The sequence below is a fragment of the Caballeronia sp. INML2 genome (assembly GCF_023631365.1).
GTDB classification, from domain to species: Bacteria; Pseudomonadota; Gammaproteobacteria; order Burkholderiales; family Burkholderiaceae; genus Caballeronia; species Caballeronia turbans.
Map to the genome: position 1 here is coordinate 124,153 of NZ_JALQDH010000005.1, position 17,139 is coordinate 141,291.

General features: G+C 64.5%; 12 protein-coding genes. 6 read left to right on the forward strand and 6 right to left on the reverse strand.

Features of this window, described 5'->3' with window-relative positions; all coding sequences use genetic code 11:
* Nucleotides 1–306 precede the first annotated feature (306 nt).
* The 3 genes from tldD to NCT32_RS01970 form a co-directional block, all read right to left on the reverse strand.
* Nucleotides 307–1,773 carry a metalloprotease TldD gene (gene tldD, locus NCT32_RS01960; RefSeq protein WP_061117777.1) on the reverse strand — a complete coding sequence of 489 codons (1,467 nt, stop codon included), beginning with the start codon at nucleotides 1,771–1,773 and terminating at the stop codon, nucleotides 307–309.
* Between the two features lie 137 nt (nucleotides 1,774–1,910).
* The gene (locus tag NCT32_RS01965) at nucleotides 1,911–2,741 is read right to left on the reverse strand and encodes a carbon-nitrogen hydrolase family protein (RefSeq protein ID WP_061117776.1); all 831 of its coding nucleotides are present in this window, start codon (nucleotides 2,739–2,741) and stop codon (nucleotides 1,911–1,913) included.
* Between the two features lie 69 nt (nucleotides 2,742–2,810).
* Nucleotides 2,811–7,097, reverse strand: coding sequence for a YhdP family protein (locus NCT32_RS01970; protein ID WP_061117775.1), 4,287 nt, complete (start codon nucleotides 7,095–7,097; stop codon nucleotides 2,811–2,813).
* Nucleotides 7,098–7,280: 183 nt separating this feature from the next.
* On the opposite strand from NCT32_RS01970, the gene glnE reads away from it, so the two are divergent.
* Nucleotides 7,281–10,073: a bifunctional [glutamate--ammonia ligase]-adenylyl-L-tyrosine phosphorylase/[glutamate--ammonia-ligase] adenylyltransferase gene (gene glnE, locus NCT32_RS01975; RefSeq protein ID WP_061117774.1), complete on the forward strand. Its 2,793-nt coding sequence runs from the start codon at nucleotides 7,281–7,283 to the stop codon at nucleotides 10,071–10,073.
* Between the two features lie 7 nt (nucleotides 10,074–10,080).
* On the opposite strand, the gene recN is transcribed toward glnE, so the two are convergent.
* Together recN and NCT32_RS01985 are read right to left on the reverse strand one after the other, a co-directional pair.
* Entirely contained in the window at nucleotides 10,081–11,733 is a 1,653-nt protein-coding gene (gene recN, locus NCT32_RS01980; protein ID WP_061117773.1) for a DNA repair protein RecN, read from the reverse strand.
* Between the two features lie 35 nt (nucleotides 11,734–11,768).
* Nucleotides 11,769–12,665 (reverse strand): NAD kinase, encoded by an 897-nt coding sequence (locus NCT32_RS01985; protein ID WP_061117772.1) that lies wholly within the window; start codon nucleotides 12,663–12,665, stop codon nucleotides 11,769–11,771.
* Between the two features lie 185 nt (nucleotides 12,666–12,850).
* Here NCT32_RS01985 and hrcA point away from each other — a divergent pair, with 185 nt between their 5' ends.
* The 3 genes from hrcA to NCT32_RS02000 all read left to right on the forward strand — a co-directional run bounded on the left by hrcA (nucleotide 12,851) and on the right by NCT32_RS02000 (nucleotide 15,487).
* Nucleotides 12,851–13,867, forward strand: coding sequence for a heat-inducible transcriptional repressor HrcA (gene hrcA, locus NCT32_RS01990; protein ID WP_061117771.1), 1,017 nt, complete (start codon nucleotides 12,851–12,853; stop codon nucleotides 13,865–13,867).
* A gap of 120 nt (nucleotides 13,868–13,987) precedes the next feature.
* On the forward strand, nucleotides 13,988–15,055 hold the full coding sequence (gene hemH, locus NCT32_RS01995) for a ferrochelatase (RefSeq protein ID WP_250476315.1): 1,068 nt from the start codon (nucleotides 13,988–13,990) through the stop codon (nucleotides 15,053–15,055).
* A gap of 24 nt (nucleotides 15,056–15,079) precedes the next feature.
* Nucleotides 15,080–15,487, forward strand: coding sequence for an RNA-binding S4 domain-containing protein (locus tag NCT32_RS02000; RefSeq protein ID WP_061117769.1), 408 nt, complete (start codon nucleotides 15,080–15,082; stop codon nucleotides 15,485–15,487).
* Here NCT32_RS02000 and NCT32_RS02005 read toward each other — a convergent pair.
* A complete protein-coding gene (locus NCT32_RS02005; RefSeq protein ID WP_181291003.1) occupies nucleotides 15,459–15,620 on the reverse strand; it encodes a hypothetical protein in 162 nt (53 codons plus the stop codon). The two genes, NCT32_RS02000 and NCT32_RS02005, sit on opposite strands and share 29 nt — an antisense overlap.
* A 358-nt stretch (nucleotides 15,621–15,978) precedes the next feature.
* On the opposite strand from NCT32_RS02005, the gene grpE reads away from it, so the two are divergent.
* Both grpE and NCT32_RS02015 read left to right on the forward strand, forming a co-directional pair.
* Entirely contained in the window at nucleotides 15,979–16,569 is a 591-nt protein-coding gene (gene grpE, locus NCT32_RS02010; protein WP_061117768.1) for a nucleotide exchange factor GrpE, read from the forward strand.
* A 16-nt stretch (nucleotides 16,570–16,585) separates the two neighbouring features.
* Nucleotides 16,586–16,981, forward strand: coding sequence for a thioredoxin family protein (locus tag NCT32_RS02015; protein WP_250489865.1), 396 nt, complete (start codon nucleotides 16,586–16,588; stop codon nucleotides 16,979–16,981).
* Nucleotides 16,982–17,139: the final 158 nt, after the last annotated feature.

Consider the following 17,139-nt stretch of genomic DNA (forward strand, 5'->3'; position numbering starts at 1 on the left):
ATCAAAATATGAGACGAAAAAAAACCGCCAGACTCGCTGGCGGTTTTTCGGGAATTTCGGTTTGTTCAACCTGTGTACGACTCACCCCTCTCGATCCGCCAGCGGCTTGAGATGCCAAAAGAAATAAAAATAAAACTTGGCGGACATGATGGGTCGAAGGGGTGTCGCAAAAAGTTGTGACTGCTCTTATAACCTCAAACGTGCGGCGCTGACAACCCTGCAACTAAGAAAACGCGGACAATCCGCATCGGACGGCGCGGCCACGCCGCATACCCACCCATCCGATGCGGAAATGCCGCATACAAATCACACCGTCCCGCCGACCGTCATCTTCTCGATGCGCAATGTCGGCTGACCGACGCCCACCGGCACGCTCTGGCCTTCCTTGCCGCACACGCCGACGCCGCTATCGAGCGACATGTCGTTGCCGATCATCGTCACGTACTTGAGCGATTCCGGGCCGCTTCCGATCAGCGTCGCGCCTTTCACCGGATACGTGATCTTGCCGTTCTCGATCATGTACGCCTCGGACGCCGAGAAGACGAACTTGCCGTTGGTGATGTCGACCTGACCGCCGCCGAAATTCACCGCATACAAGCCGTTCTTGACCGAGGCGAGAATTTCCTTCGGGTCCTTGTCGCCGTTGAGCATGTACGTGTTCGTCATGCGCGGCATCGGCAGCGCGGCGTACGATTCGCGGCGCGCGTTGCCCGTCACCGGCATTTTCATCAGGCGCGCGTTGAGCGAATCCTGGATGTAGCCCTTCAGAATGCCGTCCTCGATCAGCGTCGTGCACTGCGTCGGGTTGCCTTCGTCGTCGATATTGAGCGAGCCGCGCCGATTCGGAAGCGTGCCGTCATCCACCACGGTGACGCCCTTCGCCGCCACCTGCTCGCCGATCATCCCCGCGAACGCCGACGATCCCTTGCGGTTGAAATCGCCCTCGAGCCCGTGTCCGACCGCCTCGTGCAGCAGCACGCCCGGCCAGCCCGGCCCGAGCACCACCGTCATCGCGCCAGCGGGAGCCGGGCGCGCTTCGAGATTGACGAGCGCCGCGTGCACGGCATCGTCGACGTACTTGTTCAGGATGTCGTCGGTGAAATAGCCGTAGTCGAAGCGTCCGCCGCCGCCGCCCGTGCCGATTTCACGTCGCCCGTTCTGCTCGGCGATCACCGTCACCGACACGCGCACGAGCGGGCGCACGTCCGCCGCGAGCGCACCGTCGCTGCGCGCGACGAGCACGACGTCATACTCGCCGGCGAGACCGGCCATCACCTGCGTGATGCGCGGATCCTTGCCGCGGGCCATCTGCTCGACGCGCTCCAGCAACTTCACCTTGGCGTTCGCATCGAGCGAATGCAGCGGATCGGCAGGCAGATACAGATCGCGCCCCGATACGCCCGTGAGCGTGCTCGCCGGTTTGATCTTGTGCTTGCCGCCGCCCGCCTTGGCGATGGCGCGCGTCGCGATCGCGGCCTGGCGGATGGATTCGGGCGACAGGTCGTCCGAATAGGCGAACGCCGTGCGCTCGCCGGACACGGCGCGCACGCCGACGCCCTGATCGATGCTGAAGCTGCCTGATTTGACGATGCCTTCTTCGAGACTCCACGCTTCGCTGCGCGTGGACTGGAAATAGAGGTCCGCGTAATCGACACGATGCGTGAAGATTTCCGCGAGCGTGCGAGTGATCAGCCCTTCGTCGAGGCCGTAGGGCGTGAGCAAAACGTCCTTCGCCGTGACCAGGTTACGAATGCCGGGTTCGATGATATTCATGCGGTGCCTATTACGTGTTCTGTGACGAGTTCGATGATATTTCAGACGAATTGCAGCCTATTCTACGGTCTGATCCAGTCAGGTCATGTGCGCGGGCAAACCGCGTCTTCGAGTCGTCAGTTGAGTGAGCCGCGCGATCACCCGATCACGCGATGTCGATACGCCGGCAAGCTCTGCCGCACGGCTGCGATGCGTTGCAGATCGATACCGCCCGCGACCACGCCCATGCCCTCGTCCTTGACGGCGACGATCTCGCCCCACGGATCGATCAGCATGCTGTGGCCCCACGTCCTGCGGCCGTTCTCGTGGCTGCCGCCTTGCGCCGCGGCCAGCACGTAGCATTGATTCTCTACGGCGCGCGCCTTGAGCAGCGTTTCCCAGTGCGCATTGCCGGTCGTGTAAGTGAACGCGGAAGGCACGACCATCAGCGCGCAATCGCCGAGCTTGCGGTACAGCTCGGGAAAGCGCAGGTCGTAGCACACCGACAATCCCACGCGCCCGAACGGCGCCTCGAACGTCCGCACTTCGCTGCCAGGACAGATGGTGCGCGATTCGTCGAAGGATTCTTCGCCCTTTTCGAAATTGAACAGATGAATCTTGTCGTAGCGCGCGACCTGCTTGCCAGTCGGATCGAAGACGAGCGTCGTGTTCAGGACGCGGTTCGGTTCGGGCGATTGCAGCGGAAGTGTCCCGCCGATGATCCACACGCGATGCTCGCGCGCCGCATCGGATAGAAATTGCTGGATCGGACCCGCGCCGGGCGTTTCGCGGATCGCGAGCTTGTCGGTGTCCTTGAAGCCCATGTAGCAGAAATATTCGGGCAGGAGCACGAGCTGAGCGCCGCCGCGCGCAGCTTCGGCGACGAGGCGTCCGGCGTCGGCCAGATTGCGGTCGCGCTCGGGCGTGCTGACCATCTGCAGCGCGGCGACCTGAAACGGGGCCGCGCTTTCGCTCGATCTTTCGCTCATGTCTTTTGTGCGCTGATAAAAAAGGGGACGAAAAAACGGCGTCGCCGGGGCGGGTGCGACCGCCCGTTTTCAGCGGGCAGCGGACGGAACCGCGGTGGCGGCGGGTGTTTCGATCTTACCCTGATCGCCAGTGAGCCGCTTAACGACGGGTTTGCTCCATGAGCCGGTGATCGAATAGTCGAGCGCAAATGCTTTTTGAATCGATGCCGACAGCGCGATGTCCGCCGCAAGCACGCCGAGGCCGAGCAAGGGATTGATCACCGCGGCGCCGATCGCAGCCGCGCCCGCGCCGACTGTCGGAATCACCTTCACGTGAAGGTCCTGCGTCTGCTTCGGCATATCGACGAGGCCCTGCATCTGCACGCGCGCGGGCGATGTGACCATGAGAAAGTCGTCCGTGCGGCTGATGCCATCGACGATCTTCGCATTGCCCGTGATCTTCTCGAACGGCAGCCCCTTTCCGACGACATCCTCGAAGTGCAGCGTCAGCAGGTTGGCGAGGCTGCGCAGGCTGAAGATGCCGAGCCACTTCGCCGCGCCCGGCGCACGCAGGATCTGGCCGTGACGCAGATCGACGGCGACGTCGCCATCGAGCGTGTTCACATCGACGGCAGTCGGACCGCCGTTCCAGCCCGCATGGCCCGCGACCGTGCCGCTGCCCGAGTTGACGACGCGCGGCGCGCCGAAACGGTCGATCAACTGTCCGCCGTTCTTCACATCGAGCTTGAAAGCGAGCGACGTGCGGCGCGGCGGGCCGTCGCCGGTGTTTGCCTTTACGACGCCGCCCGGCAGCGTGCGCCACGTGGCGTTCGCGGTGAGCGTCGCGTCGGGGTTCGCGAGCTCGAGCTTGTCGAGTGTCCAGATCGGTTCGTCGGCGATGACTTCGTTGTGCGCGTCGACTTCGAGCCGCCCGAGGCTGTGACCGCGATACACGAGCTCGTTCACGATGAGATCGATCGTCGGCACATTGCGCGGCGGCTTTTTCATGACCTGCCCGGTGGATTCGCTTCCCGTCTTGTCCGGAATCACGACTTTCGCGAAGCGCGCATGCAACGCGCCGGGACTGTCCCGGGTCGCGCCCGGCGTCCACGCAACATCGCCCGACACCCGATCCGACGCGATGTTCGCCTGCCACTTGCGATCGGCACCGCTCGCGTCGATCGCGATGTTCTCCCACCGCCGGTCGAGCAGCTTGAGCGTCGTGATGTGGATGGCAGCGCGCGTCGGGACGAACTGACTGACGCTCTCGCTCATCGGGGGGGCAGGCGCGTTCGCGTCGGCGGCTTGCGGCGTCGCGGCGCCGGCGGCGGCGATATCGGCGAAGACCTTGCGCCATGCGTCGGCATCGAGCTCGTTCAGATCCGCGTTCGCGATGACGCCTTCGGCCGGCAAGTCGGCGGCCTTGTTCAAGCCGATCGCGCCGCGCACGACTTTCAGACGCGCGCGCATGTTCATCGGCTCGGCCGCGTTTTGCGGATCGATCCTGACCTGCGCGCGGCCTATCTGCTGCAGTACGTAATGCGCTGCCACCGGCCCGAAGCTGAGCCGCGCGTCGTGCAGGTCCGACGCACCGCCCGGCGCGGGCTGGAACGTGAAAGAGAAGGGCATCGGCGTGCCTTGCGGCTTGCTGAACGGCGCGGGCAGATCGATGCCGAGTCCCGTCAGATCCGAGCGAGCCTGCACGATCGGCAACGCGTTCCTCGCGCCGTGCACGTGCAGCTCGTAAGGCGCGGTGCCGTTGATCCGCTTCATGAATTCCGCGACCTGCGGCGTGATCCGCTTGTTGAGCCGCGTGGCGGCGTCCGCGCCGATGCGCCCGTTCACGTCGATCGCATAGCTGCCGTCGGGCTGCACGCCGCCTTTTGCACGCACGTCGCCGCCGAGCAACTGCGCGGTCAGGCCGTCGAGCGTCACGGTCTTCGCGGCGAAGTCGGCGCGGCCGCGCAGATGCGTGAGCGGCGGCAGATTGCCGTAGGTGACTTCGTTGTCCGCGAAGGTGAGCGAGCCTTTGTACTCGGGCTTGATCGGCGGTTGCGGCGCGGGCGGACGATAGCGCGGAATGCCGAGCGTGAGCGCGAGTGCGGCGTCGCCTTTGGCGTCGATCTTGCGCGTCGCGTGCTTCGCCATCAGGCCGAGCGAACTGTCGTCGACGTATTGCAGCATGTCGGTGAGCGGGCCGCGTGCCTTGCCGTCGATCCACAACTTCGTCTCACGATTGCCCGTATCGTCGATGCGTCCGATGACCTTCGAAACCTTCACGCCGCGGTAATGCCCCTTGTCGATGTCGAACCCGAGCTTGTTCTGCGCGAGCGTGAATGTGCCGTCGATGCCCTCGAACGCCGGCCAGAAGTTCGGCAGGCCGTTGGCCATCTTGCGCGGCGGAAACGGCGTCGGGTCGAACTTGCCGCCGCTGAACGGCGCCTCGATGCGGAAGATGCCCGCGTCGGGAAACTTCGCGTAAGGGAAGCGCGTGAGATCGCCGTGCACTTCGATCGTTCCGTTCTTCGCGACGCCCGCCTGCAGTGCATGGCCGAGATAGACGCGCACGCGCTCGTTCAGGCTCGTCGGCAGATAGCGCACGAGGCTCGTCACCTTCAGATGCGCGACCTTCGCCTTCAGGTCGAGATTGCCGCGTCCGTGGCCCTGGTTCCAGTAATCGGCGGTGGCTTCGCCTTCGGCGTCGGCGTTTTTGACGCGCAGTCTTTCGAGGTGGATCGTGAAGGCGCGGCGCAGTTCGCCCGGCGCGATCGCGTCGGCCACAGTCCAGCGCGCATTGCCTTGCAGCGAGTCGAAGGTGAGGCGGGGATCGTCGAACGCGCCGGGGATGATGACGGCCACGTTCTTCGTGTCGATCGTGATCCGGCCTTCCTTCTCGTTCGCGTCGACCGTGCCCCACATGTTCTCGACGCCCGGAATGCCCGCGCGGGGATGATTGTTGATCGTGAGTCCGGGTGGCGGCTCCTGCGCCTGGATGCTAAGACCCTGGAGATCGCCCTTCAGCGCGTAGTGCAAAAGCGGCGCGTCGCCCTTCTTGCGCTGCTCCTGCGCTTCTTGTTCGGTCTTCGGCGCGGCGCGCTCGGTGAAGATCGTGTAGTTCGACACCTGGCCGCGCGGATTGAAGCGCACGAGTTCGTTGAGCACTTTTGCCGGCACCGGCAGCGCGCGCGTGAATTCCGCAAGGATGCCGATATCGACGGAATCGCCCGTCAGCCGCACCAGTTGTCCCTTGCCCACGCCCGGCGGCCGATATGTGCCCGTCAGCGAGCGCGACACGAGCAGGCGCGTGACCGGCGTGCCGTCCTCGAGCGGCGGCTGGCCGAGCTCCGCATGCAGGTCGCGCAGATTCAACGTGTACTCGGTGTCGTTCCTGTCGATGCTCCAGCCGAAGCGCGCGATCGGCAGATCGAGACGCGGCTGCGTCGCGCGCACGCGCAGCGCGACGTTCGCGCCGGTCAGCTCGCCGGTCGCGTTCTGCAACTGGCCGCCGGCGAAGTTCAGCCAGATCTGGTTGTTGATGCGCCCGCCGTACATCTGGAAAGGCAGCTTCACGTAGCGCGCGAGCATCGGCAGATCGACCGGCCCGGTCGACATGTAGAGACGGCCGGCCCAGTTGGCGGGCGCGCCCATCGCGGAAAAAGGCTGATGACGGAAGTCCGCGCGCAAGTCGAGCGGGCCGTGCAGCACGTCGCCGTCGGCGGGCGCCTTGAGCGCGAGCCGATGCCGCGTGCCGTCGTTGATGATCGCGAGATGCAGGCGCTTGAACGCGATCTCGGGCGCGGCGCGTTGAGCGTCGCGCCAGCGCAGCGTGCCGTCGCGCAGAAGGATGCGGTCCTGGCCGAGCAGCCAGGTCGTGAACGCGTTCGAGCCGGTCCGATGCGTGGGAATCGGCACGCCCGCGACGGTCAGCGCGCCGTCCGCATTGCGCGCGATGATCACGTCGGGGCCGTCGACGGTCAGGTCCGCGAGCTTGGGCCGCAGATGCAGCAGCGAGGCCCACGCGATGCTCGCGCTCGCGTGCGGCACGGCGAGACCCGGCGAGCCATCGGCGGCGTCGATGCTCAGATTGTCGATATCGAGTGTCGGCGAAAGCCCCGACCATCGCGCGGAAATCCTGCCGATATGCAACTGCGCCTGAATCTTCGATGAGACGAGTTCCTCGATGCGCGGCCGGAACGAATCGACCTGCGGCATGACGATATAGCGCAGGCCGACATACACGCCCGCCACCGCGAAATACGCGATGGCCGCGATGACCAGAACGATTTTGAAGACGCGTGAAAGCACGCGCTCGGCGTTGCCGCTGGGCTTGGCTTGTCCAACTTCGGTCGGGTCGACGGATCGTCTGCTGTCGGACATGCTGCTGCTGTCGGGCGATATGGTAGTTTTGCGTGTTTGACGCTGAAATGTAACACGGGCAAAGCGGGGAAGGCCGCTGCCCGTGTACGCGTGGATGCTCGCAAAGTCGCGCCCGGCAAGACTCGCGGCGCAATGCGTGAAGCGTTATGTCTTACCGGAAGCAATGAGCGAACCCAACCATTCATGACCGCCGACACTCTCCTCAGTTCCGACTATTCCAACTATGCGGCGCGCGCGTATGCAGCGCGGCCCGAACTGGCGTCGAATGTCGCGCAGTGGGCGCGCTCGCGCATCACGCGCGCATGGATCGAGGCGCGTCTCGATGCGCACTGCAAGCCGTGCACCGAAAACGGCGTGCTCGACGAGGCCGCGCTCAAGACCGCGCTGCGTCGACTGCGAACGGATGTGTTTTGCACGGTGATGGAGCGCGATCTCGCGGGCGCGGCGGATGTCGCCGAAGTCACCGGCGCGATGACCGATCTCGCCGAAGTCACCGTCCAGCGCGCGCTCGCGGTGTTGTCCGCGGATCTCGAAGCGCTCTTCGGCGAACCGCGCGGACCGGACGGCGAGCGGCTCACGCTGGGCGTCGTCGGCATGGGCAAGCTCGGCGGGCGCGAGCTGAACGCATCGTCGGACATCGACCTGATCTTCGTTTATGAAGAGGACGGCGAAACCTCGGGCGGCACGCGCTCCGCGCTCGCGACGCAGGAATTCTTCACACGGCTCGGCAAACGTCTGATCGGCGCGCTCGCGGAGATCACGCAGGACGGCTATGTGTTCCGCGTCGACATGCGGCTGCGGCCCAACGGCGATTCCGGCCCGCTCGTGTGCAGCCTCGGGATGCTCGAAGAGTATTTCTACGTGCAGGGCCGCGAGTGGGAGCGCTACGCATGGATCAAGGGGCGGCTCGTTTCGGAGACACAAAGCGAATCCGCCAGGCGCCTCATGAAACAGCTCGAAGCGATCGCGACGCCGTTCATCTACCGGCGCTATCTCGATTACGGCGTGATCGCGGCGATCCGCTCGCTGCATCAGCAGATTCGGCAGGAAGCGCGGCGGCGCGCATCGATGCGCCCCGACAAAGCCGACGACATCAAGCTCGGACGCGGCGGCATCCGGGAGATCGAGTTCAGCGCGCAAGTGTTTCAGTTGATTCGCGGCGGTCAGGCGGCGGATTTCCGCATTCGTCCGACGCTCGCCGTGCTCGAACGCGCCGCCGCGCACGGCTTGCTCGCGCCCGACGTGTGCGCGGCGCTGTCCGACGCGTATCTGTTCCTGCGCACGGTCGAGCATCGGCTGCAATATCGCAACGACGCGCAGACGCACGCGATGCCCGTCGCGGACGACGAGCGCGCGCGGCTCGCGAAGTCGCTCGGTTTCGCGGACTATGCCGCGCTGATGGAAAAGCTCGATGCGCATCGCGAGCTCGTCGAGCAGCAGTTCGACGCGATCTTCGCCGACAAGGTGAGCGGGCAGGGCGGCTGCGGCGTCGCGGAGGATTCGGCGGCGTCGTGGATCTGGAGCAGCGCGCTCGCCGACGACTCCGCGCAGGAAGAACTCGCCGCACGCCTGGCGGAACTCGGCTTTGCGGACCCCGCGCCAGTGCTTTCGCGTCTGACCGGCGTGTGGAATTCGGCGCGTTATGCAGGCTTGCCGTCGCAGAGCCGCGAGCGCTTCGACATCGTTGCGCAGCGGGCGCTCGAAGCCGTGCAGTCGAACGATGCGGGCAAGCGCGGCGACATCATCGTGCGGCTGTTCGATCTGCTCGAAGCGATCGGCAAACGCGGCGCGTATCTCGCATTGCTGACGGAATATCCGGCGGCGCTCGAGCGCGTGCTGTCGGTGCTGTCGGGCTCGCGCTGGGCGGCGGGCTATCTGATCCGCCATCCCCAATTGCTCGACGAATTACTCGACGACGAAGCGATCGCCAGCCCGTTCGACTGGTCCGAGTTCAAGCGCTCGCTGATCGCGCGGCTCGATGCTGCCGAGGACGTCGAGCATCAGATGGATCTGTTGCGTCACGCGCACCAGGCCGAAGTGTTCCGCATTCTGCTGATCGATCTCGCCGGCCATTTGAGCGTCGAGCATGTGAGCGACCGTCTTTCCGAACTCGCCGATGCCGTGCTCGACGTAACCGTACGAACCGTGTGGAAGCAGTTCCCGAAGCGGCATCGCGAGACGCCGCGTTTCTCGGTCATCGCGTACGGGAAGCTCGGCGGCAAGGAACTGGGCTACGCGTCGGATCTCGATCTCATCTTTCTCTACGACGATGACGACGACGCGGCCTCCGACATCTACGCGATGTTCACGCGCCGCCTCATCACGTGGCTCACGGCGGCGACCGGCGCGGGCACGCTGTTCGACGTCGATTTGCGCCTGCGGCCGAACGGTGAATCCGGCCTGCTCGTGACCGATCTCGCAACGTTTCGCCGCTATCAGATCCGCGAGGGCGACGCGGCGAACACCGCGTGGGTCTGGGAGCATCAGGCGCTTTCGCGCGCACGCTATAGCGCGGGCGATGCCGAAATCGGCGCGGAGTTCGAGAAGATTCGCGCCGACGTGCTCATCATGGAGCGCGATGCCGCCGCTCTGGCGCGCGAGATCGCGACGATGCGTCAGCGCGTCGCCGACGGCCATCCGAATCGCAGCGAACTGTTCGACCTGAAGCACGATCGCGGCGGCATGGTCGATATCGAGTTCATCGTGCAGTACTGGGTGCTGCTGCATGCGCGCGAGCATCGCGCGTTTCTGCGCAACGCGGGCAATATCACGCTGCTCAAGATCGCTGCGCAAAGCGGACTGATCGCCGAAGCGCAAGCGGAAGTCATCGGCGCGGCTTACCGGCATTACCGCAAGCTCCAGCACACGCTGCGGCTCGACGGCATGGAGAAGGCGCGCGTCGATCCGGCCGAGGTTCAGACCGAGCGCGACGCGGTGACAGCGTTGTGGGAGCGGGTGTTCAGCGTGGCGGGCTGAGCCGGCTTCAGGCGGCCAGCATTTCCTTCGCGTGCTTGCGCGTGGTCGCGGTGATCTCCAGCCCGCCCAGCATGCGCGCGACTTCCTCGATGCGCCTGCTCTTGTCGAGCGGGGTCACCGTGCTCACGGTGCCGCCGGCGTCGTCCGGAGACTTCGCGACCTGGAAGTGCTGATCGCCGCGCGCGGCCACCTGCGGCAGGTGGGTCACGCACAGGACCTGACGGTCACGCCCGAGTTGATGTAGCAGACGCCCGACCACCTCCGCGACACCGCCGCCGATGCCCGTGTCCACCTCGTCGAAGATGAGCGTGGGCGTCGGGCTCGCGGTGCTCGCGATCACGGCGAGCGCGAGGCTGATACGCGCCAGTTCGCCGCCTGACGCGACTTTCGCGAGCGGTCTCAACGCGACGCCCGCATGACCGGCAACGCGGAACTCGACCTGCTCCAGCCCGTTGGCGCCGCCTTCGGCGAGGGGCACGAGCGCGACTTCGAAGCTGCCGCCCGCCATCGACAATTCCTGCATGCCGGCGGTGACTGCTTTCGAGAGATGCTTCGCGGCCTTCGCGCGCGCCTTCGACAGCACGTTGGCGTGCGCGAGATATTCGCCTTTCGCTTTGTCCGCTGCGGCGTTGAGCGCGTCGAGATCGGCGGCGGCGTCGAGTTCGGCGAGCTGGCGGCGGCGCGCGTCGTGTTCCTCGGGCAGCGTTTCGGGCTGAAGGCGGAACTTGCGTGCCGTCGAGTGAAGTTGATCCATGCGCCTTTCGACTTGCGCGAGCCGGTCGGGATCGAGTTCGAGCCGCTGCGCGTAATGCGACAGCGAATACGACGCCTCCTGCAACTGGATCTCCGCCGGTTCGAGCGACGCGAGCACGTCATTAAGCGCGGGATCGATATCGGCGAGGCCGCGCACCTTCGAGATGATCGTGCCGAGCTGCGAGATCATGGCCTCGTCGGACTCCGAAAGCGCGCCGAGCGCGCCCTGCACGCCGTCGATGAGACTCGCCGAATGCGACAGCCGATGATGCTCCGCGCTCACTTCTTCCCATTCGCCCGGTTGCGGCGCGAGTTTGTCGAATTCGCTCAGTTGCCACGCGAGGCGTTCGCGCTCCAGTTGCAGCTCGCGGTCGCGGCTTTGCGCGGCCTCGACGGCCTGCTGCGCGTCGCGCATGGCCCGCCACGCGCGACTCACCGCGCCGGCGGTGTCGAGCAACTGCGCGTGCGTGTCGAAGAGTTCGCGCTGCGCGTCGGGACGCATCAGCAACTGATGCGCGTGCTGCCCGTGGATGTCGACGAGCATTTCACCCACTTCGCGAAGCTGCGCGAGCGTCGCGGGCGTGCCGTTAATGAATGCGCGGGAGCGGCCGCCCGAATCGATCACCCGGCGCAGCATGACCGAGTCGCTGTCTTGCGCCAACGCGTGCTCGTCCAGCCAGCGCGTCACCAAAGGATGGGTGCCGAACTCCGCGGTGATATCGGCGCGCGCCTGGCCCGTGCGCACGACACTCGCGTCGCCGCGGGCGCCGAGCGTGAGCGCGAGGGCGTCGATCAGGATCGACTTGCCCGCGCCGGTTTCTCCCGAAAAGACCGTGAAACCTGGATCGAAATCGATATCCAGCGTGGCGACGATGACGAAATCTCGAATGGAAAGATGACGGAGCATGGACGCTTCGGGAAAGGGGAAGACGAGAAGTTAGTTCAGAGCGAAGAGGCGTCCTGCGACGGATGCTCGTTCCAGTGCAGCTTCTTGCGCAGCGTCGCGTAAGTGCTGTAGCCGACCGGATGCAGCACCGGCACCGTGTGCTTCGAGCGCCGCACTTCGATCGCGTCGTTCAATTCGACGGCGGTGAAGGACTGCATGTCGAAATTCACGTTGACGTCCCGTCCGCCGATGATCTGGATGGTCACCTTCGAATCGTCAGGCAGCACGATCGGACGGTTCGACAGCGAATGCGGCGCGATCGGCACGAGCACAAAGCCTTGCAACTGAGGATGAAGAATCGGCCCCGCCGACGACAGCGCGTAAGCGGTCGAGCCCGTCGGCGTCGCGACGATCAGGCCGTCCGAGCGCTGGTTGTACATGAAGTGGCCGTCCACCGACACGCGCAGCTCCGCCATGCCGGAAAAGCCGCTGCGATTCACCACGACGTCGTTGAACGCGAGTGCGTGATAGATCGGCTTGTCGTCGCGCACGATGCGCGCTTCGAGCAGGCTGCGCTCCTCGCGCTCGAACTGGCCGGCGAGCAGTTGCGGGACGATTTCCTGCATCGCCTTGAGCGGAATGTCCGTGATGAAGCCGAGCCGCCCGTGATTCACGCCGATGAGCGGCGTCTTGTAGGGTGCGAGCTGTCGGCCGATGCCGAGCATGGTGCCGTCGCCGCCGAGCACGATTGCGACGTCCGCGCGCGCACCCATCTCCGCGATGGACAGCGCGGGAAACTCCGTCACACCGACGTCTTTCGCGGTGCCCGCCTCGAACACGACCTCGAAGCCTTGCTGCGCAAGAAGACCGGCGAGCGATCTCAGCGGCGCCTCGATGCCTGGCGTGTTGGTGCGCCCCACGAGGGCGACGGTCTTGAATTGGCCAATTTCCATGCCGGCATTACACCATAGTCAGAGATCGAAAAGAACCGTGGGCGAGGTTGGACGGTCGTGTTGCGACGGGACCGCGCGACGTTGCGCGGCACGCCCGTCGTTTCTCGCTAGAATGGAGCGGACGTTGAACGCAGCGCACGCGGCGCGGCTCGCCGCCCCCCGACTCGTTGAGCTAAAATTTCCCCATGCTAGACCCACGTGCACAAACCCTCCTCAAGACGTTGATCGAGCGCTATATCGCCGAAGGTCAGCCGGTCGGTTCGCGCACGCTATCACGCCATTCCGGTCTCGAACTGAGTCCCGCGACGATCCGCAACGTGATGTCGGATCTCGAGGAGCTCGGCCTCGTCGCGAGCCCGCATACGTCGGCGGGACGTATTCCCACGCCGCGCGGCTACCGGCTCTTCGTCGATACGATGCTGACTGTAGAAGCGCCGCAAGACGAAGCCATGACCACCGCGGTCAAGACCCGGCTGCAGGGCGAGGAGCCGCAGAAAATCGTCGCCGCGGCGGCGAGCGTGCTGTCCAATCTGTCGTCGTTCGCGGGCGTCGTGCTCACGCCGCGCCGCAGCCACATGTTCAAGCAGATCGAGTTCATGCGGCTGTCCGACAAGCGTATTCTGCTCATCATCGTGACGCCCGAGGGCGATGTCCAGAACCGCATGATGGCGACGCAGCGCGACTACTCGCCGTCGCAGCTCGTCGAAGCCTCCAATTACATCAACGCGCATTTCGCGGGCCTGTCCTTCGACGAAGTGCGCCGGCGCCTGCGCGAGGAAATCGATCAGTTGCGCGGCGACATGACCGCGCTCATGCAGGCGGCCGTGGTCGCGAGCACCGCCGAGACGGATCCCACGGACACCGTGCTCATTTCCGGCGAGCGCAACCTGCTCGAAGTGGCGGACCTTTCGTCCGACATGGCGCGGCTGCGCAAGCTTTTCGATTTGTTCGACCAAAAGACGAGCCTCCTGCAATTGCTGGATGTTTCGAGCCACGCGCAAGGCGTGCAGATTTTCATCGGCGGCGAGTCGAATCTCGTGCCGATCGAGGAAATGAGCGTCGTGACGGCGCCGTACGAGGTCAACGGGAAGATCGTCGGCACGCTCGGCGTGATCGGCCCGACACGCATGGCCTACAACCGCGTGATTCCGATCGTGGACATCACCGCGCGCCTGCTCTCGATGTCGCTCAGCCACCAGTAGCGCCATCTTGGCGCGGCACGCAAGGCTGCGCCACTAGGCCGTTCGGCCAATGATGCGCTCGTGGACCCGCCGCTATAATGGTCTTCACCTTTTCGACGTCCCTTCCGGCCCGCTTGCCCTATGCGTTTCGACCTCGAGTTGCCCTCGCAGCCCAGCGCTTCCCATCGCGTCGCGGTGCTGCTGATCAATCTCGGCACCCCGGACGCGCCCACGCCGCGGGCGGTGCGCAAGTATCTGGCGCAATTCCTTTCCGATCCGCGCGTCGTCGAAATACCCTCGATCGTGTGGCAGGTCATTCTGCGCGGGCTGATCCTGCCGTTTCGCGGACGCGCGTCGGCGAAGAAATACGCTCAAGTATGGATGCCCGAAGGCTCGCCGCTGCGCGTTCATACGGAAAAGCAGGTCGAGGGCCTGCGGCGGCTGTTCGCGGCGAACGACTATCACGTGATCGTCGACTATGCGATGCGCTACGGTTCGCCCGGCATCGGCGCAATGCTGAATCAGCTGAAGCTCGAAGGCGCCGATCGCATCCTTCTCTTGCCGATGTATCCGCAATACTCATCGTCCACGACAGCCACCGCGTTCGACGATGCATTTACCGCGCTCAAGCGCGTGCGCAATCAGCCGGAAATCCGCACGATCCGCCACTACGCGGATCATCCGGCATACATCGCCGCGCTTGCGGAGCAGGTGCGCGACTACTGGCGGCATCACGGCCAGCCGGATTTCGCCGCGGGCGACAAGCTCGTCCTGAGCTTCCACGGCGTGCCGAAGCGCACGATGGATCTCGGCGATCCGTATCACGACCAATGCCAGTTGACCGGCTCGCTGCTCGCGTCCGCACTTGGGCTCACGCCGGTGGAGTGTCGCGTGACGTTCCAGTCGCGCTTCGGCCGCGCGGAGTGGCTTCAGCCGTACACTGCGCCGACGGTCATGGAGCTCGGCGCAGGCGGCGTCGCGCGCGTGGACGTGTTCTGTCCCGGCTTCACGGCGGATTGCCTCGAAACGATCGAGGAAATCGGCATCGAGGTGCGTGACGAATTCCTGAAGGCTGGCGGCAGGCATTTCCACCGGATTCCCTGTCTGAACTCGGCTTCCGCGTGGATCAAGGCGCTCGGCGAGATTGCCGCGCAGCATCTGCAGGGATGGCCCGTACAGTCCGTGCAGCCGCTCACCGCGGTGGCCTGAACAAGGCTTTTCAAGCATTCACCGATGAATCACAAAATTTCGACGGAACCTGGCGCGCGTTTGCGCATCGATAAGTGGCTTTGGGCGGCGCGTTTCTACAAAACGCGTTCGCTTGCGAGCGATGCGGTGGAGAAGGGCCGCGTGAAGGTCGGCGGGGCGAATGTAAAGCCGTCGAAGGATGTGCGCGTCGGCGATATCGTCGAGATCGACATCGAGGGGCTCGTCTGGCAGGTCGAAGTACTCGGGTTGTGCGACGTGCGCGGCCCGGCGACGGTCGCGCGAATGCTCTACGCCGAGACCGAGGACGGCCGGGCGAAGCGCATGGCCGAGGCCGAGCGTCGCAAGACGTTCCGCGAACCCGCAGCCGGCATGCAGGGCAGGCCAACCAAACGAGACCGGCGGATCATCGACAAATTTTCTCGTTCGGATTGAAGTAGCTTTCGATGGTCGCGTGAACGCCGCCGTACTCGGTGTTACGGTCGGTCACGACGCCGGACATGCAAATGGTGGTCGTTCCCGCGACGAGTACCAGGGCGACCACCGCAATAGCAAAGGTCAGTTTCATGGTACCCCGCAGAACGGGTTGCCCGGTCAAAAAGCGGCCGGTTCAGGAAACGGGCAAGGGCTGAAAGCGGTTTGTAGCAATACGTAGGATTAGGGTAAACGTGCGTCTGCAGTGCTTCGTTGAAGTGTAGGCCAGTCAGGGCTTTCCCTCAATCTCTAAATTGCGCGGTGCGGCGAAGCGTGGGTTACAGGCCATTTCGTGCCATCGAGGGCCGGAAACTAGTCGCAAAAATTCGCCTTTAAAGCTTGAAAATGCGTTCGACGCCCCAATTTCCGGCGCTAGTGCGAAAGACGCGATCTCAACTCTGTTCGCCGCTTTCGCAGCCGATTCAACTCAACAGCAATTCATATTGAGCGACATGGAAAACACGCAAGAAAATTCAGCGAGCCAGAACCCCACGCCCGCCGACGATAACGCGCGCCAGGCCGCAGACACGACCAGCACGGCTCAGGCCGCCCCGGCAGACGCGGCCGCCGCGCCGCAAACGGCGCCGAACGAGGCCGAGGCGGCGTTGGCCGAGGCGCAGGCGACCATCGCGGCGCTGAAGGAAGATTTCCTGCGCGCCAAGGCCGAGACGGAAAACGTGCGCCGCCGCAGCCAGGAAGATGTCGCGAAGGCGCATAAATTTGCCATCGAAAATTTCGCGGAAAACTTGTTGCCCGTGCTTGACAGTCTCGAAGCGGCGCTTTCGGATCAATCCTCGGACCTCGCCAAGGTTCGCGAAGGTGTCGAACTGACGCTGCGTCAGCTGACGGGCGCCTTGGAGAAAGGCCGCGTCATCGCGTTGAATCCTGTCGGCGAGAAATTCGATCCGCATCGTCATCAGGCCATTTCGATGGTTCCGGCCGAGCAGGATCCGAACACCGTCGTGACGGTGCTTCAGAAGGGCTATGTGATCGCCGATCGCGTGCTGCGTCCGGCGCTCGTGACCGTCGCCGCGCCGAAATAACGCATCCGGAGCGATCATGGCCAGCGTGCTCGTCGATTCGGCCGCTTTCGCGGTCCTCGACATGCAGGCGCTCGATGAAGCCGGTTTCGACGCCGGTCTTGCATCGGCGGGCGACGAGCTGGCCGTGGTGTTCTTCTGGGGCCGCGACTGCTTCAATTGCGAGATCGCCGAAAAAGCGATGCTCTCGAAGCCCGATGCGATCCGCTCGCTCGGCCTGAAATGGTTCCATAGCAACGTGTACGCGCATCGCGAACTCAGCCGGCGGTTCATGCTGCACGGCGTGCCGACCTGGTTCTTCTTTCATTGGGGCAAACGGCTCGGCCGGGTGACCGGCTGGCATGGACTCGCTCAGTTCGAAACGGCAGTCAAGGCGGCCCGTGAGAAGATCGGCGCCGCGCAAAAAAAGTTATAGACCGCATCGCGTTCAGGGTCTTGAAATCGAAACTGACGCTCTTATCTTGCGTACAGGTATGAATTTTGGGCGTTCGGCCCGGTAAATCGGCAAAAGCCGGCGTCAGGCACGACACACCGCCGCCGCAACGCCACTGCGATCAAAGCTAGGAGAGTATA